This is a genomic window from Enterococcus sp. DIV1067f (assembly GCF_050543505.1).
Taxonomy (GTDB): domain Bacteria; phylum Bacillota; class Bacilli; order Lactobacillales; family Enterococcaceae; genus Enterococcus_D; species Enterococcus_D entomosocium.
This window is the reverse complement of record NZ_CP172940.1, coordinates 1,844,687-1,869,809: the sequence shown is the minus strand read 5'-3', so window position 1 is coordinate 1,869,809 and position 25,123 is coordinate 1,844,687. Positions and strand designations below refer to the sequence as shown.

At 42.1% G+C, this 25,123-nt stretch carries 24 protein-coding genes; 19 read left to right on the top strand and 5 right to left on the bottom strand.

Features of this window, described 5'->3' with window-relative positions:
• The first annotated feature begins 123 nt into the window (after positions 1 to 123).
• From polA to coaE, 3 genes are read left to right on the top strand one after another with little or no spacing between them, the layout of a single operon-like run.
• Positions 124 to 2,769: a DNA polymerase I gene (gene polA / locus IGJ42_RS08705; protein ID WP_430615192.1), complete on the top strand. Its 2,646-nt coding sequence runs from the start codon at positions 124 to 126 to the stop codon at positions 2,767 to 2,769.
• Positions 2,770 to 2,784: 15 nt separating this feature from the next.
• Positions 2,785 to 3,627 (top strand): DNA-formamidopyrimidine glycosylase, encoded by an 843-nt coding sequence (gene mutM, locus IGJ42_RS08700; protein ID WP_016611848.1) that lies wholly within the window; start codon positions 2,785 to 2,787, stop codon positions 3,625 to 3,627.
• Positions 3,624 to 4,217, top strand: a complete 594-nt coding sequence (coaE, locus tag IGJ42_RS08695) for a dephospho-CoA kinase (protein WP_016611847.1) — start codon at positions 3,624 to 3,626, stop codon at positions 4,215 to 4,217. Before mutM ends, coaE begins: the two co-directional genes overlap by 4 nt.
• Positions 4,218 to 4,391: 174 nt before the next feature.
• Here the strand turns inward: coaE and IGJ42_RS08690 are convergent, their stop codons facing one another.
• Complete coding sequence (locus IGJ42_RS08690) at positions 4,392 to 5,171, bottom strand: ABC transporter ATP-binding protein (RefSeq protein ID WP_086332401.1); 780 nt, start codon at positions 5,169 to 5,171, stop codon at positions 4,392 to 4,394.
• Between the two features lie 177 nt (positions 5,172 to 5,348).
• Here IGJ42_RS08690 and IGJ42_RS08685 point away from each other — a divergent pair, with 177 nt between their 5' ends.
• The 12 genes from IGJ42_RS08685 to IGJ42_RS08630 all read left to right on the top strand — a co-directional run bounded on the left by IGJ42_RS08685 (position 5,349) and on the right by IGJ42_RS08630 (position 15,569).
• Complete coding sequence (locus tag IGJ42_RS08685) at positions 5,349 to 5,678, top strand: hypothetical protein (RefSeq protein WP_008380072.1); 330 nt, start codon at positions 5,349 to 5,351, stop codon at positions 5,676 to 5,678.
• Positions 5,679 to 5,924: 246 nt separating this feature from the next.
• A complete protein-coding gene (locus tag IGJ42_RS08680) occupies positions 5,925 to 6,566 on the top strand; it encodes a FusB/FusC family EF-G-binding protein (protein WP_016611844.1) in 642 nt (213 codons plus the stop codon).
• Positions 6,567 to 6,769: 203 nt separating this feature from the next.
• Positions 6,770 to 7,240 carry a transcriptional regulator NrdR gene (gene nrdR, locus IGJ42_RS08675; protein ID WP_005226004.1) on the top strand — a complete coding sequence of 157 codons (471 nt, stop codon included), beginning with the start codon at positions 6,770 to 6,772 and terminating at the stop codon, positions 7,238 to 7,240.
• 13 nt (positions 7,241 to 7,253) lie between these two features.
• Positions 7,254 to 8,630, top strand: a complete 1,377-nt coding sequence (locus IGJ42_RS08670) for a replication initiation and membrane attachment family protein (protein ID WP_005235791.1) — start codon at positions 7,254 to 7,256, stop codon at positions 8,628 to 8,630.
• Positions 8,630 to 9,562 (top strand): primosomal protein DnaI, encoded by a 933-nt coding sequence (gene dnaI / locus IGJ42_RS08665; protein ID WP_008380067.1) that lies wholly within the window; start codon positions 8,630 to 8,632, stop codon positions 9,560 to 9,562. The genes IGJ42_RS08670 and dnaI overlap by 1 nt, the downstream gene beginning before the upstream one ends.
• A gap of 23 nt (positions 9,563 to 9,585) precedes the next feature.
• Positions 9,586 to 10,044, top strand: a complete 459-nt coding sequence (locus IGJ42_RS08660; RefSeq protein ID WP_008380064.1) for a hypothetical protein — start codon at positions 9,586 to 9,588, stop codon at positions 10,042 to 10,044.
• A 95-nt stretch (positions 10,045 to 10,139) separates the two neighbouring features.
• Entirely contained in the window at positions 10,140 to 10,835 is a 696-nt protein-coding gene (locus tag IGJ42_RS08655; RefSeq protein ID WP_008380063.1) for a tRNA (adenine(22)-N(1))-methyltransferase, read from the top strand.
• Positions 10,832 to 11,950 carry a Nif3-like dinuclear metal center hexameric protein gene (locus tag IGJ42_RS08650; RefSeq protein ID WP_301280254.1) on the top strand — a complete coding sequence of 373 codons (1,119 nt, stop codon included), beginning with the start codon at positions 10,832 to 10,834 and terminating at the stop codon, positions 11,948 to 11,950. The genes IGJ42_RS08655 and IGJ42_RS08650 overlap by 4 nt, the downstream gene beginning before the upstream one ends.
• An 11-nt stretch (positions 11,951 to 11,961) precedes the next feature.
• Entirely contained in the window at positions 11,962 to 13,194 is a 1,233-nt protein-coding gene (gene pepT, locus IGJ42_RS08645) for a peptidase T (protein ID WP_430615189.1), read from the top strand.
• A 101-nt stretch (positions 13,195 to 13,295) separates the two neighbouring features.
• Entirely contained in the window at positions 13,296 to 14,204 is a 909-nt protein-coding gene (locus tag IGJ42_RS08640) for a diacylglycerol/lipid kinase family protein (RefSeq protein WP_008380060.1), read from the top strand.
• Positions 14,205 to 14,237: 33 nt separating this feature from the next.
• Positions 14,238 to 14,510, top strand: a complete 273-nt coding sequence (locus tag IGJ42_RS08635; RefSeq protein ID WP_005235800.1) for a DUF1294 domain-containing protein — start codon at positions 14,238 to 14,240, stop codon at positions 14,508 to 14,510.
• Between the two features lie 27 nt (positions 14,511 to 14,537).
• Positions 14,538 to 15,569, top strand: coding sequence for a lysylphosphatidylglycerol synthase transmembrane domain-containing protein (locus IGJ42_RS08630; protein ID WP_016620081.1), 1,032 nt, complete (start codon positions 14,538 to 14,540; stop codon positions 15,567 to 15,569).
• Between the two features lie 39 nt (positions 15,570 to 15,608).
• On the opposite strand, the gene IGJ42_RS08625 is transcribed toward IGJ42_RS08630, so the two are convergent.
• Entirely contained in the window at positions 15,609 to 17,135 is a 1,527-nt protein-coding gene (locus tag IGJ42_RS08625) for an ABC-F family ATP-binding cassette domain-containing protein (protein WP_430615187.1), read from the bottom strand.
• 307 nt (positions 17,136 to 17,442) lie between these two features.
• Between IGJ42_RS08625 and clpB the strand changes: the two genes are divergently transcribed.
• From clpB to lepB, 4 genes are all read left to right on the top strand, one after another.
• Positions 17,443 to 20,049 (top strand): ATP-dependent chaperone ClpB, encoded by a 2,607-nt coding sequence (clpB, locus tag IGJ42_RS08620; RefSeq protein ID WP_005235805.1) that lies wholly within the window; start codon positions 17,443 to 17,445, stop codon positions 20,047 to 20,049.
• 165 nt (positions 20,050 to 20,214) lie between these two features.
• Positions 20,215 to 21,756, top strand: a complete 1,542-nt coding sequence (locus IGJ42_RS08615) for an ABC transporter permease/substrate-binding protein (RefSeq protein WP_005235809.1) — start codon at positions 20,215 to 20,217, stop codon at positions 21,754 to 21,756.
• Positions 21,753 to 22,706: an ABC transporter ATP-binding protein gene (locus IGJ42_RS08610; RefSeq protein WP_005235811.1), complete on the top strand. Its 954-nt coding sequence runs from the start codon at positions 21,753 to 21,755 to the stop codon at positions 22,704 to 22,706. Before IGJ42_RS08615 ends, IGJ42_RS08610 begins: the two co-directional genes overlap by 4 nt.
• Positions 22,707 to 22,873: 167 nt before the next feature.
• Positions 22,874 to 23,443, top strand: coding sequence for a signal peptidase I (lepB, locus tag IGJ42_RS08605; protein ID WP_060792036.1), 570 nt, complete (start codon positions 22,874 to 22,876; stop codon positions 23,441 to 23,443).
• A 59-nt stretch (positions 23,444 to 23,502) separates the two neighbouring features.
• Here the strand turns inward: lepB and IGJ42_RS08600 are convergent, their stop codons facing one another.
• From IGJ42_RS08600 to IGJ42_RS08590, 3 genes are all read right to left on the bottom strand, one after another.
• Positions 23,503 to 23,688 (bottom strand): hypothetical protein, encoded by a 186-nt coding sequence (locus IGJ42_RS08600; RefSeq protein WP_005226019.1) that lies wholly within the window; start codon positions 23,686 to 23,688, stop codon positions 23,503 to 23,505.
• 276 nt (positions 23,689 to 23,964) lie between these two features.
• Positions 23,965 to 24,630, bottom strand: coding sequence for a hypothetical protein (locus tag IGJ42_RS08595; RefSeq protein ID WP_008380055.1), 666 nt, complete (start codon positions 24,628 to 24,630; stop codon positions 23,965 to 23,967).
• Positions 24,631 to 25,116, bottom strand: a complete 486-nt coding sequence (locus IGJ42_RS08590) for a nucleoside 2-deoxyribosyltransferase (RefSeq protein WP_010748216.1) — start codon at positions 25,114 to 25,116, stop codon at positions 24,631 to 24,633.
• Between the last annotated feature and the right edge of the window lie 7 nt (positions 25,117 to 25,123).

The window sequence follows — 25,123 nt, the reverse complement described above, 5'->3', positions numbered from 1 at the left end:
AAAGTGCGAGGAAACTCGCCTTTTTTTTTGTATAAAATGAGAGAGAAAACAAAGCAATTCATCGCTTTTGTGCCCGTTCTTTGATAGAATAAAGAGGAACTTTTTGAGAAAAGGAGTAATCAAATGCCAAAAAATAAATTACTACTCGTTGATGGGAATAGTGTGGCTTTTCGCGCGTTTTTTGCGTTGCATAATTCATTAGAACGGTTTAAAAATGCCAACGGGCTGCACACAAATGCCATCTATGCGTTTCATACTATGTTTGAAAATGTGATGGCAAAAGAACAGCCAACACATGTTTTAGTGGCTTTTGATGCTGGAAAAACCACCTTCAGGACAGCGATGTATGAAGATTATAAAGGTGGGCGTTCAAAAACCCCTGGGGAATTTAAAGAACAAATGCCTTACATTCGCGAATTGATCAACGCGTTAGGTGTTCAATACTACGAATTAGATTACTATGAAGCCGATGATATCATTGGCACATTGGCAAATAAAGTCGATAAAGAGCTATTTGATGTCGTCGTTTTATCTGGCGATCGCGATTTGACCCAGCTGGCAACGGAGCACGTGAAAGTTGACATTACGGTCAAAGGCGTTAGCGAAATTGAAAGTTATACGCCCGCTCATGTGGCTGAAAAATATGACGGCCTAACACCCTTACAAATCATCGACATGAAAGGACTAGCTGGCGATGCTTCCGATAATATTCCCGGCGTCACCAAAATTGGTGAGAAGACAGCCATTAAGCTTTTAAAGGAATATGGCTCCGTTGAGGGAATCTATGAACACATCGATGAAATGAAAAAAAGCAAGATGAAAGAAAACTTGATCAATGACCGTGAGATCGCCTTTCTTTCAAAACAATTAGCAACCATCGATGTGGATGCGCCCATTGAGGTCGATGTCGACAAACTGAAATATGAAGGCAAAGATTTAGAGAAATTGGTGCCATTCTACCAAGAAATGAACTTTAATAGCTTCTTAGATAAGCTGCAAATTACAGCTGAACCAGTTGAGATGGAAGACATTTTGTTTTCGGTCGTTGAAGAAGTAACGGAAGATATGTTCCAGGGAGACACAGCATTGTATGTCGAGATGATGGGGGATAACTATCATTTGGAAGACATTGTCGGTGTTGCTTGGGGCAATCAAGAAAAAATTTATGTCAGCAATCGTGAAGAATTGTTTGAAAGTCCAGCCTTTACCGATTGGTTAAAAGACGAGAAACGTAAAAAATTCGTCTATGATGCCAAACGCACGTACGTGGCGTTAAACCGGTACACGACAGCACCAAAAGGAATCGCTTTTGATGTTTTATTGGCAGCTTATCTTTTAGACACGAATGATACAAATAATGACATCGCAGGTGTTGCCGCTCACTATGGCTATGATGCGATCCAATCGGATGAAGCGATTTATGGAAAAGGAGCGAAAAAAGGGCTGCCGGCGGATGAGGAAGACTTCTTTGCTCATTTAGCCCGTAAAGTAGCGGCGATTACAAACCTAACCCCAAAACTTACGGAAGAATTGGCAGCGAAGAATCAAACAGCGCTCTTTGAAGAAATGGAATTGCCTTTATCAATGATTTTAGCTGAGATGGAGATTACCGGTATCAAAGTTGATGCGTCTCGCTTGCATCAGATGAAGGGCGAATTTGCACAACGGTTGCATGAAATTGAAGAAAAAATCTACGCCGAAGCTGGAGAAACCTTCAACTTAAACTCGCCGAAACAATTAGGTGTGATTTTATTTGAAAAAATGGGCTTACCAGTTATCAAAAAAACCAAAACTGGCTATTCGACAGCAGTCGATGTGTTAGAACAACTAAAAGAGCAAGCACCAATCGTTGAAGACATTTTGACTTATCGTCAAATCGCTAAGATCCAATCAACCTATGTAGAAGGCTTATTAAAAGTGATCCAAGGAGATGGCAAAGTCCATACGCGATATGTACAAACCTTGACCCAAACTGGTCGTTTAAGTTCTATCGATCCAAACTTACAAAACATTCCGATTCGTTTAGAAGAAGGTCGAAAGATCCGCGAAGCCTTTGTGCCACGAGAAACTGATTGGGTGATCTATTCCTCTGACTACTCTCAAATCGAACTACGGGTGTTGGCACATATTTCAGATGATACCCATTTGAAAGAAGCCTTTATCGAAGGTCAGGATATCCACTCAAGTACAGCGATGCGAGTCTTTGGTATCGAAAAAGCAGAAGATGTGACACCAAATATGCGTCGTCAAGCCAAAGCGGTCAACTTCGGTATCGTTTATGGGATTTCTGATTATGGATTATCACAGAATCTAGGAATCACCAGAAAAGCCGCCCAACAATACATCGATACGTATTTTGAAAAATATCCTGGTGTGAAAACGTATATGGAGGATGTGGTTCGTGAGGCGAAGGACAAAGGGTACGTTGAAACCTTGTATCATCGCCGTCGTTACCTACCTGATATCAATTCTCGCAATTTCAATATTCGAACTTTTGCCGAAAGAACCGCCATCAATACACCGATTCAAGGCAGTGCGGCGGATATCTTAAAAATTGCCATGATCGATTTGGCGAAACGTTTGAAAGAAGAAAAATTAGCAGCAACGATGCTGCTGCAAGTACACGATGAACTAGTCTTTGAAGTACCTGAATCTGAATTGCCTCGTCTTGACGCTTTAGTGAAAGAAGTGATGGAGCAAGCCGTTGCATTGCATGTCCCTTTACTGACAGACAGCAATTGGGGCAAAACATGGTACGATGCAAAATAAATGAGGTGAACAGAGGTGCCGGAATTACCAGAAGTTGAAACGGTCCGTAAAGGACTTGAAAAACTTGTTTTGAATAAAACGATCGAATCGGTCGAGATCCTGTGGCCGCGAATCATTGAAAGTCCTGAAGTACCGATCTTTTCGGCGCTTTTGAAAGGGCAACGTTTTGAAAAATTTGAACGACGTGGAAAATTTTTGATTTTTAAATTGACAGATTATGATCTGATCTCTCATCTACGAATGGAAGGCAAGTACGAGTATTTTGAGTCAGACCCGATTGTCGATAAACATACACATGTCATTTTCCATTTTACGGATGGCAGTCAGTTAAATTACCATGATGTAAGAAAATTTGGACGTATGACCTTAGTGGATAAAGACCAAAGCGCAGCCTATAAAGGCATCATGCAATTAGGTCCTGAGCCTAAGCCTGAATTGTTTTTATTAGAGGCATTTGAACAAGGATTGAAGCGTTCGAAAAAAGCCATCAAACCGTTATTGCTTGACCAAAAGCTCGTTACTGGTTTGGGCAATATTTATGTAGATGAGGCGCTGTGGCAAGCAAAAATCCATCCAGAGCAACCAGCGGATTCATTAATGCCAACTGAAGTAGATGTGCTGCATAAAGCAATCATCGATGTCTTAGAACGAGCTGTTGAAGCAGGCGGAACTACCATTCGGACCTATCTCAATGCACTAGGAGAAGCCGGGAAATTCCAAATGTCATTAAATGTCTATGGCCAGACAGGCAATCCTTGTGGCCGATGTGGCACACCAATCGTCAAGATCAAAGTTGCCCAACGGGGGACGCATTTTTGTCCTCAGTGTCAAAAACTGCATGTGAGGTCCAACAAATGAGTTTTGTTTTAGGCGTCACTGGGGGAATCGCCACTGGAAAAAGTACTGCAGTCGCGCATTTTCGATCACTGGGTTTACCGATTATTGATGCCGATATCATCGCAAGAGAAGTCGTTGAACCGAATACGGAGGGCTTGCAGGCGGTGACGCAAGCCTTTGGTCCGCAGATTTTGACAGATGATGGGCACCTAGATCGACAAACCCTCGGTGCTTTGATTTTTAACGATCCAGAAAAACGCCGCATGCTGAATCAGACGTTATCTCCTTTTATTCGACAAGAGATTTTGTCTCAGATCGAAGAAAAAAAACAGGAAGTGCCCTTGTTGATCGTTGACATTCCTTTGCTTTATGAAGCCGACTACGACCAATACATGGATCAAACCGCAGTCGTTTATGTGCCAGAAGCGCTTCAAAAAGAGCGGTTGATGGCACGTAATCAACTGAGTGAGCAAGAAGCGCAACAACGAATCGACAGTCAGCTTTCCATTGAGAAAAAGAAACAACGGGCAGATATTGTCTTTGATAATCAAGGAACGATCGCCCAACTCAATCAGCAGATCGATGATTGGTTAGCATCCTTAAACAAATAGATAAGACAGCAGGTTCCCTTCAGTAAAAGGGAACCTGCTATTTTATCTTTCAATAGCAAACCTAGCCCTATCATTTCCAAAAACAACTGGCGCTGAAACATGTCGGAAACTGTTTGGTTTGGAAAGTAAGACGATCGTGTATGAATGGTTAAATATCAAAGTACCAGCCCTGATTTATTTTGGGGTCACGATCACGCGATTGCTGGAAAAGGGGTGAAGAATGATCGGCTGATCATAAAAAGAGGTGAGAACCTCCTCAGTAAAAATCGTCTCTCGTTGACCAGCGGCGTGGACTTTGCCGTTTTTTAACATCAGCAAATGAGTGAAAATCGGTAGTAGCTCTTCCGTATGATGGGTAACGTAAAGAAGAGTCGGCGTATTCGGCAGATGTGAAAAAGCCTCCAGACGGGTTAGCAGTTCTTCTCGCGCAAATAGATCAAGGCCCGTACAAGGTTCGTCCAAAATCAGGATCTCTGGTTGTGCCATCATGGCCCGTGCGATCATGACAAATTGTTTTTCCCCTTGAGAAAGGACGTGATAGGAACGATTGATCAAATGCGACAAACCTAAGTCAGTCAAAAGCGCTTTTGCTTGGATCAGCTGCTCTTCTTCATAGGACTCATAAAGACCAATACTGGAATAAAGCCCCGAAAGAACGATCTCTTCGGCAAGATCGCGACCATAAAACTTGCTTTGCAGCGCTGAACTGACCCAACCAATGCGCCGTTGAAGATCGGGCACAGACGTTTTTCCGTAACGCTCACCTAAGACAGTTCGTTGACCAGAAGAAGGCCATAAACTTCCCGTGATCATTTGGAGTAATAAACTTTTGCCAGCACCATTCAGACCTAAAATCACCCAATGCTCATTTTTTTTCACTTGCCAATTGATCGCTTTTAATAAATAGTTCTTGTCGCGAACGAATGAAACCTGTTGGAAATCGAGGATTGTCATCTATTGTCGAACCTTAAACAGGTTCTTCACCTCCAGTTGTAAGAATATTCAGAAAATAATCGCTCATATTATAGCATAAAGAAAAACATTTTGCTGACTGTTTGGTATCGCATTCATATCTTTTGTCAGAATTCAGAATGCTTGTTATGATGAAACTATACAGGAGGGATGATAACTATGGGTACTTTTAAAGACGAAAAAGATGTGATCGTTGGCAAGGCTAAAGAAAAAATCGGTGAGTGGACCAATAATGAAGAACTTGCCCATTCTGGGAAAGAACAAGCACACGAAGGTCAGATCAAGAAAGAGCACGATCAAAAAAGAGTCAATGAATTAGAAGATCAAAATGACGAGCGCGATGCCCGCAATGATCGAACTACCCCAGAAAATGTCAGCAGTGAAGAATTGTTGCGAGCTGAAAATCCTGATGCCAATAAAATTTCTTCTGCCGATCGTCGAGATGCAGACCAGCTGAAGCATTATACTGGAATTGAAGATAAATTATAACTGAACACGGATGCCTTCGTCTTCTAGACGAGGCATTTTTTTGTTAACCAGAGTGGATGAAGAGTCAAGAGACTACTGCTCAGTTGACAATTGCTCAACATCTCATTATAATCCATTAAGATCGCATAGAGAGAAGCAAAGAAATTGGGAGGTGGTCATCAAATGCTTATTTATGCATTGTGTACGACTGTCAAGAAAGTAGAACAGCCGCAATAGGAAACGGAAAATTAGAAAGAAGGCTTTTTTATGATCGAACCTTACCAATTTCATTCAATTAAATATCAAGTATACCAATTAGTTCGAACCTATCAATCGGTGAATGATCCTCGAACGATCAAAACGGTTGAAACGATGACCAAAGACGCCATAGAACATTTTTTTCCTGAAGAAGAAACAGCACCACGTGAAATTTTAGCTGCTTTCTTTCAACAGGGGATGACGATCAGTCGCAGCAATGAGCTGTTAACAGAACTAAAAGAGTACGTCCGACCCTTTCAGCTGCCGACAACAAAACAAATTGAAAAAATGTTTCGGAAAGTAAAAAAACTGAAAATACCTGATTTTGCTTCCGTTGATTTAAAAGAGACCACTTATCTTGCTTGGGATGATATTGGTAGTCAAAGCAAGTTTATGATCATAGCCACTGAGCAGGGATTTACAGGACTTCACGGTCATGTGTCAACCGAGGTCAAAAAAGGGATCTGTCCCTTGTGCCAGCATGAAGGAAATGTGTCAATGTTTCTGTCTTTGACTAAGAGCAACGGCGATGGGACGTATACGAAACGCGGAAATTATATTTGCCGTGATAGCCAACGGTGTAATCAGCAGTTGGAACAGCCAGCAAATTTGCATGATTTTGTTTCTTTGCTGCAAATGAAAGATAAATAACGAATTGAAACGGCAGAAAGATTTCTGTCGTTTTTTTTAATTGAAAAAAACAACAGTTATAACATTATTTAAATTTTGTATTAAATGAACAGAATAAACCACTTTGGCTATTGTACCAATGGATTTCATGTTATAATTAATCATAGAAACCGATGACTTTACGTGAAAACGTAAGCGCATAAGAGAGAAAATGAGGTGGAACTATGCAATGTCCAAAATGTCATCATAACAATTCGAGGGTAGTTGATAGTCGACAAGCCGATGATGGACGTGTGATTCGCCGTCGTCGTGAGTGCGAAAATTGCGGCTATCGCTTTACAACATTTGAACGTATTGAAGAGGCACCCTTGCTTGTGATCAAGAAAAATGGTGCCCGTGAAGAATTCAACCGAGAAAAAATTTTACGGGGCTTGATTCGTTCTGCTGAAAAACGACCAGTGACAATGGATCAGATGGAAACAATCGTCGATCATGTGGAAAGTCGTGTCCGTGCTCTTGGTGAAAATGAAATATCTACGACACAAATTGGTGAGTATGTGATGGAAGATCTAGTTGATTTAGACGAGATCGCTTATATCCGTTTTGCCAGTGTATACCGCCAGTTTAAAGACATGTCAGTTTTCTTAAAAGAACTACAAGACATCGTCGAAAAAGCGAAAGAACCACAAGAATAGAGGGGGACAACAAGTGGGCAATAGTTTACCGAATCAATCGTACAAAGTGTTCAAAAGCCGTCCACTTACAACGGAAGGGAAAGACGCCCTCATTTATTTGTATCAACCAATTATTGAAAGTGATGCTTTAGCGTTGTATTTGACACTAGCAAGCGATGTCCAAGCCCAAAGCATTTCTGGCGAGGAGTCGATGACGACCGTGCATCTAGATATCTTGAATGCCATGAATGTCGGAATGCCTCGCTTCATAAAAGCCAAGCAAAACCTAGAAGGTATCGGCTTGCTGAAATCATATGAAAAAGCAGATTTGCAAAACGGATCCTCCTATCTGTATTGGTTGCAAGAACCGGTCCATCCAGCAGCGTTTTTTCAAGATGAATTGTATGCCTATCTGTTGTTGGAAAGAGTCGGAGAGCGTAAATTTAATCAGCTGGTCAAGCTGTATCAGCCAAAGCAGTGTTCCTTGACCGATTATCAGGAAGTGACTCAATCCTTCTCAGCCGCCTATGGGTTAAATACCGCACGTTTTGCTTCCCATGAAGAAACGTTACAGGCAGTAAGTGATTCTTTTCAAGAAACCAATGCGAACTTGGTGCTTGACGAAAAGCAGTTGGATTGGGACTTTCTTTTATATGAAGCGCAGCGTCGGTATATCCGTGCCGCTAATTTCACGCCAAGTTTTCGACAAAAGTTAGTTCTATACCATTCTTTATATGGCTATGATGTGTTGGAATTGTTGGATTTGATGGCGGACAATGTTTCTTTGACAACAGGCGAGGTCGACCAGAAAAAGCTGGAACAAGCCATCATGAAGAAATCACGACAAACATTCACGAAAACATCAAAAAGAGAAGATCCCCAAGCGGAAAGTCAGTTGCGCCGCTTCAATACCTTAAAACAGAATGGTTTTTCAGAAAATGATGTATTATTGATTCAAGAAAGTGAGAACAATGCACCGATCGCTTTTCTAAAGGCGATCAAAGCGGAGAAAAACAGTTTCATGACGGATTCAGAACAATGGCTGATCAAGAGCCTTGTCGAACGGTCACCATTGCCTAATAGTGTGATCAATGTTCTGGTTCATTATGTCTTGGTGGTCCAAAACAATGCCGCTTTGTCAGGGAATTATGTGAACAATATCGCCGCCCAATGGTCAGAATTAAAAATCGGCACGGCAGAAGATGCCATCAAACATGTTCGGAGCCTTGTTCGAAGTGCCAAGGAAAAACGCAGCCGACCACAAACTAGCGGCAAAAAAATCATTCGCGAAGAAAAGCTGCCTTCTTGGGCTGAAAAACCAGTGGAAGAGACAGCCTTAACACCAGAGCGACAAGCAGAATTAGATAAAAAACTGCAAAACTACTTGCATAAGAAAGCTGGTGACAAGTAATGGAAGATGTAGGGAAAAACTTAGGAAAACTATTGGATAAACGCAATTACCGTGATCAGTTTTCAGCAATGATGGCAGAGGTTTTACAAGATCCTGATGTCAAAGCGTTTATTGCCGAAAATGAAGAGGTATTGACCGAAGCAGATATTCAAAAAAGCTATGCGAAACTGTATGAGTTCGTCCAAGAAAAGCGGAAATTCCGCATCAATGATCCATCCATGATCGCACCGGGCTATGAGCCGCGCTTAGCATTAAATTTTCATTTTATTGACGTCACCTATGTACCAACGAAAGAACTACTGGCATATCAAAAACAAGAAGAAATTCGCAGTCGCATCAAAGCGATGGATATGCCTAAAGATATACAAGAAGCAAGTTTTGCAGATTATCAGCAAACGCCTGGCCGAATGGAGGCCATCGCAGCTGCCGTTGATTTTATTAGTGAGTTGACAGCCAATCCACAGGAGTTTCATAAAGGCCTTTACTTTGTGGGAAGTTTTGGGATCGGAAAAACCTATCTGCTTGGCGCGATCGCCAGAGATTTAGCGGAGGCAGGCTACACGACGACATTGGTTCACTTCCCGACATTTGCAGTAGAGATGAAGCAAGCAATCGGCAAAGATCAGGTGGGGGATAAGCTGAACGCAGTGAAAAAAGCCCCAATCTTAATGATGGACGATATCGGTGCTGATGCGATGAGCAGCTGGATTCGCGACGAAGTCTTCGGTGTCATATTGCAATACCGCATGCAAGAACAACTGCCGACCTTCTTTACTTCGAATTTTACTATGCATGAGTTGGAACAGCATCTTTCGGTGACGCAACGAGGTGAATCCGAACCATTAAAAGCCAAGCGCATTATGGAACGTATCCGTTATTTGACACAAGAAATTCAAATGACTGGTAAAAACCGACGAAATGATGGCCAATAACTGACTATTACTGGAGGAAGAAGATGATGACAAAACAGGTAATAATAGGATTATCCTTTGCAGCAATGCTGCTTTTAACAGCTTGCGGCAATCAGGGAAACAGCGCTGCAAATGGGGAGACTGGAACTTCTGAAACTAGCGAGCAGACCAGTTCCGTATCAAATAGTACATCAGAAACGGAAACAGCCGCAATTTTTACTGGTGTTATCCAAGAAGATGCGATAGCAGGATCGGATGATACCTTTTCACTCTTTTTGAAAGAGGTGGCGGCAGTGGAAGATGACGATCAAGTCGTCCAAAGTTTTCAAAATGATGGGGTCATCCTACATGTCCCAGTCGAGGCTTATTCAGGAGATCTGGAGGAATTGACGGAAGGTGCTACCGTCCAGGTGACGTTGCAAGGCATACCGATCATGACGATGTCGATCCCACCGCAAATTCCCGGTAACTCGATTCAAAAGGTTGAATTAGTGAACGATTAATGCAATGTGCGCCTTGGCAATGGCACCACAGTCAAGACGCACATTTTTTTCTATTTATGGAAAGCGTGTTATACTACAAAAGAAGGAGTGACAATATGAACGAACATGCATTATCGGATCGTTTGGCTTGCGTGGGCGAACAAATTCCCGACCAAGCACGTTTCGCCGACATCGGTTCCGACCATGCTTACTTGCCTGTTGCATTGATGCTGCAGAACAAAATCTCTTATGCTGTAGCTGGAGAAGTTGTTCAAGGACCTTATGATTCTGCCAGCAAACAAGTGCGTAAGAACGGGTTAGCTGATAAAATCGTGGTTCGCTTGGCAGATGGACTGGACGCGATTCAACCTGAAGACAACATCGACACCGTTGTCATTGCTGGAATGGGCGGCACACTGATACGTTCGATTTTAGAAGAAGGTAGCCGGAAAAATCGCTTAGCGGGAGTCAAACGCTTGGTCTTACAACCGAATGTTGGGGAACGGACTTTGCGAGAATGGCTCGTTAGCAACAACTTTATAATCATTCATGAAGTACTTTTAGAAGAAAACGACAAAAACTATGAAATTATCGTTGCGGAAACTGGAAAAACGACGTATACGTCCCAGCAATTATTTTTTGGTCCTTTTTTATTAAAAGAAAAAAATCCAGTTTTCCTTAAAAAATGGCAACATGAATTAAAGCAACGACAACGCGTCATTAAAGAGTTAGAGAAAGCCAAAGAACCACCTGCTGAAAAAATCAATGAATTAAAGGATCAGATCGAATGGATCAAGGAGGTGTTGGCATGATTTCTGGTCAAGAATTTATCAAACGCTTTGAAGCATACTGCCCTTTGTGGTTGGCAGAAGAAGGCGATCCTGTTGGTCTACATGTTGGCACATTAAACAAACCGCTCGAGCGAGTCATGATGACTCTTGATGTACGTCCAGAAGTGGTTGCAGAAGCCATCGAGAAAAAGATCGACTTGATCATTGCCAAACACCCACCGATCTTTCGGCCTTTGAACCGCTTGCTGACAGATGATCCACAACAAAAGATGCTAATGGATCTCGTCAAGCATGATATTGCCGTTTACGCCGCCCACACCAATATGGATATTATTGAAGATGGTTTGAACGATTGGTTTTGTGAACTATTAGAAGTTGAACCCGACACGTATTTGAAGCAAACCCATCAAGTAAAAATGAAGAAGCTAGCTGTTTTTACCCCTGTTGAATCGGCACCAGCGTTACGAAAGGCATTAGGTAAAGCAGGTGCTGGTCAGCAAGGTAATTACCAAAATACCAGCTATTCCTTGATTGGTACCGGTCGCTTTACGCCACAGCAAGCGGCACATCCTGCCATTGGTGAGATCGGAAAAGAAGAACAGGTGCAAGAAGCGAAGATCGAAGTCATTTTTCCAGAAACGATCGAGAATAAAGTGCTTTCGGCAATGATCGCTGCTCATCCTTACGAAGAGCCAGCTTATGATCTGTATGCCTTAGACAATTTGCCGAAAACCTATGGAATCGGACGGGTTGGCAACCTCGCTGAGCCTCTTTCCCTTGATCAGTTTGTCGAACGTGTCAAAGAGCGCTTTGGTTTGACTGCTTTACGCCTCGTCAGCTTTCCTGGTGCACCTGAAAAAATTCAGCGAATCGCCATTTGCGGCGGCAGTGGCCAATCGTTTTATTCGGATGCCTTACGCCATCAAGCGGATGTGTACATCACTGGCGATATCAGTTACCATTTCGCCCATGACATGCAAGCCAATGGGTTGATTGGGATCGATCCAGGGCACAACATCGAAAAGGAATGTATTCCTCGGTTTATTGAGAAATTCAACCAGTGGAAAGCAGAAGAGAACTGGGCTGTGACCTTTGTTCCTTCCACCACTTCAACAAATCCATTTGACTATAGATAGGAGAATCTTTTATGTACGAAAATTTATTGCCTCGCTTTTTGAATTATGTAAAAATAGAAACTCGCTCTGATGCGACAAGCACGACAACACCTTCTACCCAAACACAGGTCGCGTTTGCCAAAGAAGTGCAAAAAGAACTTGAAGAATTAGGATTAAGCGATGTTCATTACAATGAATCAAATGGTTTTGTGATCGCAACATTACCAAGTAACGTGGATCATGACGTACGCTCCATCGGTTTTATCGCCCATATGGATACCGCCGATTTTAATGCAGAGAATGTTGATCCGCAGATCATCGAAAATTACGATGGCGAATCAACCATTAAATTAGATAAAGAAGGAAAATACACATTAAACACAAAAGATTTTCCGAATTTAAAAAATTATGCTGGGGAAACCTTGATCACTACTGATGGTACTACTTTATTAGGTTCTGATGATAAGTCAGGTATTGCAGAAATCATGACAGCCATGGAAATTTTACTTAAAAACCCAACGATCAAACATGGGGAAATCAAAGTCGCATTTGGCCCTGATGAAGAAATTGGGGTTGGTGCAGATAAATTCGATGTTGAAGATTTCAATGTTGATTTTGCGTATACAATGGATGGCGGTCCAGTAGGAGAATTGCAATACGAGACCTTTAATGCGGCGCAAGCTGAAATTACGATCCAAGGAAAAAATGTCCACCCAGGAACTGCTAAAGACACCATGATCAACGCTTTGCAACTAGCAGTCGATTTTCAAAATGCGCTACCGGCTGATGAAGTTCCTGAGAAAACCGAAGGGACAGAAGGATTCTTCCATTTGATGAGTCTCAGCGGCTCAGTAGAAGAAGCGAAAATGGCATACATTATTCGAGACCATGACCGGACCCGTTTTGAAGAAAGAAAAGCACAATTACTAGCGGTTCAAGAAAGCTTGAATGCCCGCTTTGATGAACCGAGAGTACACGTTCATCTATATGATCAATACTACAACATGAAAGAAATCATCGAAAAAGATATGAGTATCATTGATCTAGCAAAAGATGCGATGGAAGCAGTGGGAATCACTCCGATCACAGAACCTGTTCGTGGTGGAACCGATGGCTCGAAAATCTCCTATTTAGGGATTCCAACACCGAATATCTTTGCTGGTGGAGAAAATATGCACGGACGTTATGAGTTCGTCTCACTACAATCAATGATGAAAGCGACCGATGTGATTGTGAAAATCGCCGAACTGAATGCTCAAGCATAAACGTTGATTTTTGATTTGTTGGAATAAATGAAAAACTCTTGGGCTGGGAACTCTTCACGCAGGTCTTGCGTAAGACCCGGCCTTTTTAGGATGTGAATAGGATGAAAATTCTCGTTTTATACAATGATACAGCGGGGAAAAGTGAAGCAAAAGAAACAGCAGAAAAATTCCAAGCCTATGTGAAAGAACAAGGCGAAGAGCATCAAGCGTTCTTGCAGGCCTCAAATCCAGACGTGGATCCCAAAGACGTTCGAGAGGCTGCCGAAAAACACGCAGTCGATACGATTGTGATCATTGGTGGAGATGGGACGATCCATCATGGATTGCAAACCTTTAAAGAAAAGTTAGATGAGTTGAAGGTCGGCATCATTCCTGGTGGAACCGTAAATAATTTTGCCAGAATGTTGGGGATACCGGTGAAGCCCGAAGAGGCCTTCGAGACGATCTTAACGGGGGTTGAGCGATCGATCGACTACGGGACGGTCAATGATCAAGTCATGATCTCGACCATGACCATTGGTCTTCTGGCAGATACCGCCGCAGCCACTTCCCAAGAAGAAAAACAGCAATATGGGCCGTTAGCGTTTATGAAACGGTTCATTCATCTGTTGATCAAAAAGAAACAATACAAATTAGAAGTCATTGCTGACGAACGGAAATGGCAGGGGAAAACTCAATTACTGACGATCGTCATGTCGAATTCAGCAGGTGGGTTTAAGAACTTCGATGAAGAAGCAAAGCCTGATGACGGATTGTTTCATATCATTCTTTTGCCAAAACTGAATATTTTACGATTTATTTTGTATTTACCAAGAATTATTCGTGGTAGAATTGCCAAAGTGCCAAGTGTTGAATATTTCACTGCCGCAAAGGTCTCAATAAAGGCCAAAGAAAAAACGGTTCATACTCGAACCGATGGCGACCCAACGGATGATCTACCGATTGAGATGAAAGTTATCAAACATGGTTTGACGATGCTGGTACCTGAAGAAGCACAAGAATCAAAATAATGATCCCTACGATCAATCATATGGAGGAAATGGATGAATGCACTGATTTACAATCCATTGTGGTTTTATTTAATTGCAGTCAATCTTTATCTTTTCTGTCTGATGGGGTATGATAAATATCAGGCAGTGAAACAAGGTTGGCGGGTTCCCGAAGCAAATCTCCTTTTTATGGGGGCGATTGGCGGAGGATTAGGCGGTTTAATTGCGCAACGCGTATTTCGCCACAAAACAAGAAAGAAGAAGTTTCACCTCTTTTTTGCTTTTGGCACCGTTTTTGCTATCCTGCTGATGGTCTTTTTTGCATAAATTCGGTATAACAAGCAAGGAGTTAATATGAAAACTAAAGTGAAGTTCGCCCTTAATTTACTTTTACTAGTAGGGATTCTGGGTGTGATGTATTTTTTTGTCCGTAACTCGATGATGGATATTTTGGCGGGGCTAAGAGAGACCAGCTTTCTCGTCGTCTTACTGGTTATGGGGCTTGGCACATTGTACCTAGTGATTGAAGGACGAACAGTCAAAGAGATTGCCGTGACTTTCCAACCGGAATTCACAACCAAGGCGGGGTTTCTGACCGTCTGTTACAGTGGTTTTTATCGGATTGTGACGTTTGGGGCAGGCACCTTAATCTCAGAGGTGAATTTTTACCGTAAAAATGGCTTGCAGTTGTCACAGGGCGTTGGGGTCACCACCTTACACATGGTGATGTATAAGTTCGCCATATTGACTTATGCAATCGCTGGGTTGATCATTCAATTTTCGCTATTCTATGACAATGCACCCAATATGATTTGGGTAATTTTAGCGGGGATCGTACTCGTTTTTTTGATCATTGCCGCTTTGTTAGCACTTTCGGTCAGCATCAACATTCAAGTCTTTTTCGTGATCGTCAGCAATAAGCTGTTCAAAAGTGCGACATTAAGAGGAATCGTTGACAAATGCAACACCCAAATTTATTCTTTACGAGAAACAGTCAATGCGATCATTACCGACCGCACCGCTTTCTTGCGTATCTATTTGTGGAATCTTTTGAAGATGCTGCCTTGGTATGTGATTCCTTATGTGATTCTTGTTGTGCAGCATCCAGAGATCGATTTCTTGTTGACGTTATCCTTCATCAGTTTTGCCGTCGTCTTGTCCGGGGTGATTCCAACACCGGCAGGGATCGGATCATTTGAATTTATTTATATGCTGCTTTTTGGTCCATTAGTTGGCACGGTCGATGCTGCGTCTTCCATGCTACTGTACCGTTTAGCAACATTCATTTGGCCCTTCATAATTGGTTTTGCTTATGTAATGAAAGAAAAACGCAAAGATATTAGCCAAGAGTTGACTGAATTAAGAAAAGAAAAAGTGGAAAGTTAAAAACACGCTTATCTTCGAATAGAGGATAAGCGTGTTTTTTTAGTCTTTCAAATCAATGATCCGATCAACAAAGGATTCATAAAACTCGCCTTCATGGGAAACGATCAAAACTGTTCCAGGAAAGGCCGCTAGGGTTTCTTCCAAATTGTTTTTCGTATCTTGATCGATATGGTTGGTCGGTTCATCAAGAATCAAGAAGTTACTTTTGATCAACATCATTTCGGCTAGTTTGACTTTTGTCTGTTCACCACCACTTAATAGCTTCAATTCTTCCTGGGCTAATTGGCTAGGTAAACCTGCCCGAGAAAGTTGCCGTCGCAATTCTTTGTTGGTGGCCTTCGGAAAAAGATCCTCAAGGTATTGAAGAGGGGTCTGCAATGGATATTCCCAGTCAAGGTCTTGAGAAAAGTAATTGAATTTTGTATGCTGTGGGTAAGAAACGACCCCTTCAATTGCTGGGATCACACCAAGAATCGTTTTGATCAATGTTGATTTACCGATCCCATTAAATCCCCGTATAGCAATTTTTTCGCCATAGCGGATCGTTAGGTTGATCGGGGAGAGTAAGGGCTTTTGGTCGTATCCAATGACTAGATTGGTGGTTTCCATGGCCAAGGTGGTAACGATTGGTGCCAAATCAAATCCTAAATGGGGTTTAGGGACATCTTGCGGTGGGGTCAAACGATCAATTTTTGCCAACTGCTTTTCACGACTCTTTGCCATCGTTGAACGAGAACCAGCTTTGTATTTACGAATATAGCTTTCGGTTTTCTTGATATGCTCTTGTTGTGCTTCGTATTGCTTCATATAGCTTTCATTTTGCAGCGTTTTTAGTTTTAATGCTTTGTCTAAATTCCCCGTATACTTAGAAAGCTTGCCAAATTCGATATCAATGATATGGGTCGTGATTTCGTTAAGGAATTGACGATCATGAGAAACGACTAAATAGGTACCGGTAAAGTCCTGTAAAAACTCAACTAGCCATTTGATGTGCTCATCATCTAAGTGGTTGGTCGGTTCATCTAAAATCAGCATGTCGGGTTTTTCTAGCAGCATTTTTGCCAAGATCAGTTTTGAGCGTTGACCACCACTTAAAGAAGCGAGGGGGGTATCCATTCCGAGAACCGAAATACCTAACCCTTCTGCTAGATCATCGATCAATGTATCCATTTGGTAGAAATTTCCTTGATCCAATTGATTTTGCAATTCGCCCGCTTTTTCTAAAAGCTTATCGTCGAGGCTTTCGCCATAAGAAGTATAAAGATCGGCAATCTGTTGCTCTTTTTCGAAGTCTTCTGCAAAGGCAGAGCGCAAAAAATCACGGATCGATTGCGTTTCATCAACATTGACGTATTGATCCAAATAGCCCATTTTCAAATTTTTCGGAAATTGGACGAAGCCATCATCGGGGAGAATTTCTCCTGTAATGATTTTGATTAAAGTACTTTTGCCAGCGCCGTTCCGTCCAATCAAACCGACTTTTTCACCACGGTTGATTTGAACGGAAACGTCTTCGTAAAGCAATTTGTCGCCAAATTGTTGGCTAATATTCGTTAATGTTAACATCATTTCCTCCATATAAAAAAGCTGTAAACAGTAGACGTTACAGCTAAGTAGATAATCTTACTGAATAAAAATCGCCAAAAAGCGATCAAAACGATCAGGAAAATCGATTGTTCCTGACCAATCAGGACCTAGCATACCATTGCTGCTTCCCATCTGTCAATTTTCATGAAAGAATACTGAAAAAAATCTTGATGTTCGAGGGAAAACTTTTGACCATTACTGACCAACGTTGTATAATAGAAGAGTAGAAAAAAGGATACTGCTTGCAGCGTACTTTTTTCTGACTACCATTTTGGGAGGGAAAAGTATGAACCCAGAAAAAATGACGACTACATTACAAAGTGCTATCGCTGAAGCCCAGCAGATTGCCATGACCCGTCACCATCAAGAAATTGATATTCCGCATTTATGGAAGATTTTATTGCAAGCCAATCAATTCGGCCGCAATTTTTACACGGACACAGGTCTCGATGTCGATGCTTTTGAAAAGGAAGTCGACCGACTATTAGATGAACTGCCTTCGGTTGAAGGAGGAAATGTTCGTTATGGTCAATCCATGAGTCAAAATCTGTTTCATCTTTTGTCTGAGGCAGATCAATTAAAAAATGAATTTCAAGACGAGTATCTTTCCACAGAAATCGTCCTTTATGCGTTGATGAAATTGAAAAATCATCCATTGACGGTGTATTTAAAGAAACAAGGAATCAGCGCGAAAGAAATCAAGCAAACGATCGAAACATTAAGAGGAGGGGATCGTGTGACCTCACAAAATCAAGAAGAACAATACAAAGCTTTAGAAAAATACGGCGTTGACCTGGTGCAACAAGTCCGCAGCGGAAAAATGGACCCAATTATCGGACGAGACGAAGAAATTCGCGATGTGATTCGCATCCTTTCTCGGAAGACAAAAAACAATCCCGTTTTGATTGGTGAACCAGGAGTTGGTAAAACAGCCATCGTTGAAGGATTGGCACAACGGATCGTGCGAAAAGACGTCCCAGAAAACCTAAAAGACAAAACGATCTTTTCTCTGGATATGGGTGCCTTGATCGCAGGTGCTAAATTCAGAGGTGAATTTGAAGAGCGTTTGAAAGCTGTCTTACAAGAAGTGAAAAAAGCCGATGGACGGATCATTCTCTTTATTGATGAGATCCACAATATTGTAGGTGCTGGTAAGACGGAAGGCAGCATGGATGCTGGAAACTTACTAAAACCAATGCTGGCACGGGGAGAATTGCATACGATTGGCGCAACCACCCTTGATGAATACCGTCAATACATGGAAAAGGATAAAGCTTTGGAACGTCGTTTCCAAAAAGTGCTGGTACAGGAACCAACCGTTCAAGACACGATTTCGATTTTACGTGGCTTGAAAGAACGGTTCGAGATCCATCATGGCGTCAACATCCATGACAACGCGCTTGTTGCTGCGGCGACCTTATCTGATCGGTATATCACGGACCGCTTTTTACCAGATAAAGCCATTGACTTGATCGATGAGGCGAGTGCCACAATTCGGGTGGAAATGAATTCGATGCCTACTGAGCTCGACCAAGTTACCCGTCGTTTGATGCAACTTGAGATCGAAGAAGCCGCATTGAAAAAGGAATCCGATGATGCATCGAAAAAACGCTTAGGCATTTTACAAGAAGAATTGGCGGAATTGCGTGAAGAAGTCAATACCATGAAAATGCAGTGGGAAACGGAAAAAGAAGAAGTCAATGCAGTTTCCAACAAACGGGCAGAGATCGATAAAGCCAAGCATGAGTTGGAAGATGCTGAAAATAACTATGATTTGGAACGGGCAGCTGTTCTTCGTCATGGGACGATTCCACAACTGGAAAAAGAACTAGCTGAACTGGAAGAAAAAAATCAAGATGAAGGCATTCGGATGGTCCAAGAATCAGTGACCGAAAATGAGATTGCCCTAGTCGTTGGACGTTTGACAGGGATTCCTGTTGCGAAATTAGTGGAAGGCGAACGGGAAAAACTGTTGAAATTAAATGAGACCTTGCATCAACGAGTGATCGGACAAGACGAAGCCGTCGATGCCGTCAGTGATGCCGTCATTCGTTCACGAGCTGGCCTGCAAGATCCAAATCGACCATTAGGTTCCTTCTTGTTCTTAGGTCCGACCGGCGTCGGTAAGACCGAATTAGCGAAAGCGTTGGCGGTCAACCTCTTTGATTCAGAAGAGCATATGGTTCGGATCGATATGAGCGAATACATGGAAAAACATTCGGTGTCTCGCTTAGTCGGTGCCCCTCCAGGCTATGTAGGGTTTGAAGAAGGTGGACAATTGACTGAAGCTGTTCGACGCAATCCATACACGATCGTCTTATTGGATGAGATCGAAAAAGCCCATCCTGATGTTTTCAATATCTTATTACAAGTGCTTGATGATGGCCGTTTGACAGATTCAAAAGGGCGAGTCGTTGATTTCAAAAATACAGTCTTGATCATGACTAGCAATATCGGCTCTCAAGTCTTGCTAGATGGTGTGACCGCAGAAGGGACGATCCCAGAAAACGTTGCTGAAAATGTCCGTAATCTTTTGAGAGGGCATTTTAAACCAGAATTCTTAAATCGGATCGACGACACGATTTTGTTCACACCGCTTAGTCTAAACGATGTGACAGGCATCGTCGACAAGATCATCGCACAGCTGTCACAACGACTGGAAGTCCAAGATATACTGTTGACGATCACTGAAGAAGCCAAACGCTGGATCGCTGAAAATGCTTATGAGCCAGCGTATGGTGCGCGACCTCTACGTCGGTTTATCACGAGAGAAGTCGAAACTCCGTTGGCAAAAGAAATCGTTGCTGGCAGAGTCTTACCAAAGACCCAAGTCACGATCGAATTATTGAACGAACAGCTGGTTTTTGAAAATACGCCAATTACCGAGGAATAAAAAGATAAAAAATGGACAAATGCAAAACGATGGTTGCCGTTTCATTGGTAGCCATCGTTTTTTTTGTCGCTCAACATAAGACAAAAAAGTTCCTCTTGCTTGTTGTTTGGAGGAAATTCGCACTTCGATTATACTGTTCTTATGGAGTAGGAGAGGAATGAAAAGATGAATACTTTTTTTGAAACGTTAAATGAGCGAAAAGGGGAATTGCTGACAGCTGTCTTTGAGCATTTGTCATTGTCGATCATTGCGCTGCTGGTGGCGATCGTTATTGCTGTCCCGTTAGCCATTTGGCTGGTTAATCATAAACGGGCAGCGGAAGTCGGCCTACAAATAACGAGTGTGCTACAAACGATTCCATCACTGGCACTGTTAGGTTTATTGATTCCATTTGTGGGGATCGGAACGCCGCCTGCGTTGATCGCACTAGTTATTTATGCGTTATTGCCGATCTTTCAAAATACCTATATTGGCCTTTCGGAGATCGATCCATCAATCGAAGAAGCTGCGGCGGCATTTGGCATGTCTCGGATGCGACGATTGATCAAAGTCGAATTGCCGATTGCCTTGCCTGTCATAATTTCTGGGATTCGCACAGCGCTGGTCTTGATCATCGGAACAGCAACCTTGGCCGCTTTGATTGGCGCTGGTGGACTAGGTTCCTTTATTTTACTGGGGATCGATCGAAATGCCCCTGAATTAACCTTGATCGGCGCGATCGGATCTGCTTTACTGGCTATTATTTTCAGTACGTTGATCCGTTATCTACAACACCTGAAACCGCGCTATACCTTGATTACGCTGGCAGCGATCATCTTGCTGATTGGCGGCGTTTCTTTTTCACAGAGCGGATTTTTCGCGCCGAAAACCATTACCATAGCTGGGAAGTTAGGGTCTGAACCTGATATCTTGATCAACATGTACAAAGAATTGATTGAGCAAGAAGATCCTGATGCCCAAGTTGAACTAGAGCCAAATTTTGGAAAAACCTCTTTCTTATTCAGCGCATTGGACAATGGTCAAGTTGATATATATCCAGAGTTTACTGGTACCGTGTTGGAGAGCTTAGTTGAGGTACCAGAAGAGCTTGCGAGTCAAAAACTTGACTCAGACGAAACCTATACCGAAGCAGTCAATCTGTTACAGGATCAGTTTGAGATGACCTTGCTTCAGCCGATGGCGTATCAAAATACCTATGCGTTGGCTGTGAAAAAAGAATTTGCTGAGGAAAATGGACTAACCACGATCTCTGATTTGAAGAAAATCGAAAATAAAATCAAAGCCGGCTTTACCCTCGAATTCATTGATCGGACGGACGGTTATGCGGGCATCCAAGAACTCTATGGGCTAGATTTTCCAAGTGTCCAAAGTATGGAACCAGCATTGCGTTATCAAGCCATCAATAATGGCGATATCAATCTACTGGATGCCTATTCCACGGACAGTGAATTGCGTCAATATGGCTTAGTTATTCTAGAAGACGATCAAGAACTATTTCCACCTTATCAAGGAGCGCCTTTGATGAAAGAAGCCTTTGCCAAGGAACATCCAGAAGTCGTCCGTGCATTGGAAAAGTTGGCAGGTAAAATCACCGAAGAACAAATGAGTGAAATGAATTATCAGGTCAATGTCGAAGGAAAAAATCCAGCAGAAGTCGCGCGTACCTTCCTGATAGATGAAGGATTAATTAAGGAGGGACAAGAATGACACCAATTATTGAATTTAAAAACGTCAGTAAAAAGTTTGATCAAAAAATAGTGATCGATCAATTAGATCTGAGCATCAATAAAGGGGAAATCTTTGTTTTGGTCGGTCCTTCTGGGAGTGGGAAAACGACGACTTTGAAGATGATCAACGCGTTGTCAGAACCAACGGATGGCGATATTTACTTCAAAGAAAAACGAATCAAAGAATACAATATCCAAAAAATGCGTTGGCAAATGGGGTATGTTCTCCAACAAATCGCCCTGTTTCCGACAATGGATGTGAAGCAAAATATTGAAGTAATCCCAGAGATGTTAGGGTGGTCGAAAAAAGATCGCTCAGAAGCCGTGGATCGTTTGCTGACACAGGTCAAACTTGACCCAGAACAATACCGCCATCGAATGCCTAAAGAGTTGTCAGGAGGAGAACAGCAGCGGATCGGGATTTTAAGAGCGTTAGCTGCTAACCCAGAAATTATTCTGATGGACGAGCCCTTTAGTGCTCTTGATCCAATTTCTCGAAATTCCTTACAGGAGTTAGTCCTCGATTTGCACCAAGAGCTTGGGACGACGATTATTTTTGTCACGCATAACATGAAAGAAGCGGTAAAACTAGGTACGCGCATTGCTGTCATGAATCAAGGGAAGATCGTCCAATGTGATACACCGGAAGTGATTGTCTCGCAACCAAAAACTGCTTTTGTGAAAAGTTTTTTTGAAGAGACCGGTGAAGACGAAGCAAAACTGGTCACTGCAGGGGATTTGATGCGGATGAACTTTTTCAGCGATGAAGTCAACCCAGTGGCTCCTCAAATCGCTGCATCTACTACTTTAAATGAGTTGTATACCTTATTTGCAACTCATGACACGGTAGTGATTGAAGAAGAGCAGAAACTCGTAGGGAGTCTAAGTCGAAAAGATGTGTTTGCTTTCTTGAGTCGTGATCGAACGTAAAAGGTTCTTTATGGCCACTAGAAATGTCATATTTTTTTAAAAATCGATGATTTCTCTTGCTCAATGTAAAAATTCCACGTAAGATTGAGGAAGATATCTTTTGTCAGAATGCCAGAAACGAGCTTTGATAATGACAAAAGATGCAGTAAAGGAGCGAAAGAGCAGCTATGGTAAAAATCCTAAAAGAGAATTGGTTACTGCTTTTCTTTATCGTCGCCGTGGTTCTCATCCGTTTGTTTGTCCTGACGCCAGTTCAAGTCAGTGGCCATTCTATGGATCCAACTTTGGCCGATAAGCAGCGTTTGATTGCATCAAAAATTTCTTCATATGACCGCCAAGACATCGTGATATGTGTTGAACCAGATGATCCAAGCAAAATTGCTGTCAAGCGGCTGATTGGTTTACCCGGTGATACGATTGAGATGAAAGATGATGTCCTAACAATCAATGGAGAAGTATACGAAGAACCCTATTTAGATGAGTTTAAAGAGAAATTTGCGGACGATCAATTACAAGACGAATATTCTTATCGCGAAATGTTTCAGCAAATCGCCGCTGGTGCCGAACACTTTACCGATGATTTCACGGTAACGGTTCCTGAAGGCAGCTATTTTGTGATGGGAGACAATCGTTTGATCTCTCGGGACAGTCGTAGTTTCGGGGTCGTAACAGAAGATCAAATGGAAGGGAAAGTGCTGCTGCGTTTTTGGCCTTTGAATCAAATCAAACTTTTCTAACCACAAAAAAACATTCTTGCCAATGCAGCGAAAACGCCGCAACTGGCAAGAATGTTTTTTTAGATGACCCAAGCGACAAATGCAACCATTGAAAAGAACATTGTCCAAACCGCAATAATAGCTGATGCGATAAAAATAATTTTGATTGATAAAGGTTGGACAAATTTTCGGGCATCTTTAGAGAACGCATAGGTGATCGATGAAAAAATCAAGCAGCATAAAATAAAAAACACTGTTAGAACCATAAGCCTCTCCTTTACTGACGCAATGTCAAATGAATAATGTAATTATAACAGACCATGGTTTTTTGGGGAAATAAAAATGATTAAACGAGGGAATTTTCTTGTAGTTGTAACCGTTTTATAGGGAAGTGTAAGAAAGGTCGAACCTTGTTAGACAGCGAAATTATAAAAATAAGCCGTGTTATTTAAGTATTTTTATAAATTTTTCTTTATCAATAAAAGAACAAAAGAAAAAAGCTTGTTGAAAAACGATGGTTTCAACAAGCTTTTAAAGGTTGGTTATGATAATTTTTTAATCCGATAACTTTCAAAGTAATCAGGTTTGCCTCGTCCTTGAACATACGCGATCACGCCCATCAAAGCAGCACCAATCGTGTTGGTTAGTAAATCGCCCATCGTATCCATCAATGCTTCACGACCAATAAACGGGGTGCCATCTAAGGTTGCATAACGTTGGAGATTCATTCCACCAACAGAGTCGCAGATGAATTCCCAAAACTCCCAGAAAACACCACACAAGCCAGCAAAAGCAAAGCCCATCAGTAAAAATAACCAAGGCGAAACTTTTGAAACGGGCACTTCTTTTAGTAAGAGACAGATCAATCCATAGCCTACAGCCGTCAAGACCATTGGGCTTACCGCATGCAGAATTTTATCCCAGAAAGCAATGGTTTCGATCAAATGTAAGATCGTCCCCATGAATACGGAGATCAGCAAGAAAAACCAATAAAAGTAGACGGTGGCATTTGGTAGCTGGATTTTTAAGAACTTTTTACTCATTTCTGGGACAAAGATCAATAAAATCCCAAGTAATGCTTGACCCAAGAAAATCAGTCCTTGTGTTTGCGGATAGACGCCACGGAAAAATTCCCACAAAGAAAAACAAAACACGAGAATACCGAAAATAGTGAATACCTTTTGCAGTCGCTGATAATTTTGCCCCATTTAGTTGTCCTCCGAAAGATAGTCTGCTAAGCCAGCTAAAAGGGCTGCTTCAGAGGAATAAATCTCACCGTTTAGCTTGATCAAACCCACCGTATAAAGATTGACATAGTGGAACTGATTTTCCGCAACGGTTTGTAATGCTGCCAGCTTTTGCTGATTGTCGGCACCTTGTTGGCGACTATCCGTATAAAGCCCTAAAACAGGAATACCTTTTGCATAAGCCACCCCGATCTCAGAGGCAACGCCAGCATCGATGGTTAAACCATCCAGCAATGCAATCATCAAATCACTTTCTAGTACTTTTTCGGTATCTGCCAACGCGATCATTTTGCTATCCGCATAGGCGGACTTATCATTGATCGCGGCATTTTCTTGAGGTAAATAAATCTCCAGCTGCGGATACTGCTGACGAATCGACGCAACAAGTTCGGCGTTGTAGCGAAGGTCACTAGCAGCAAACAGGGGAGCAGCAAAATATAGTTTCATTCAAAAA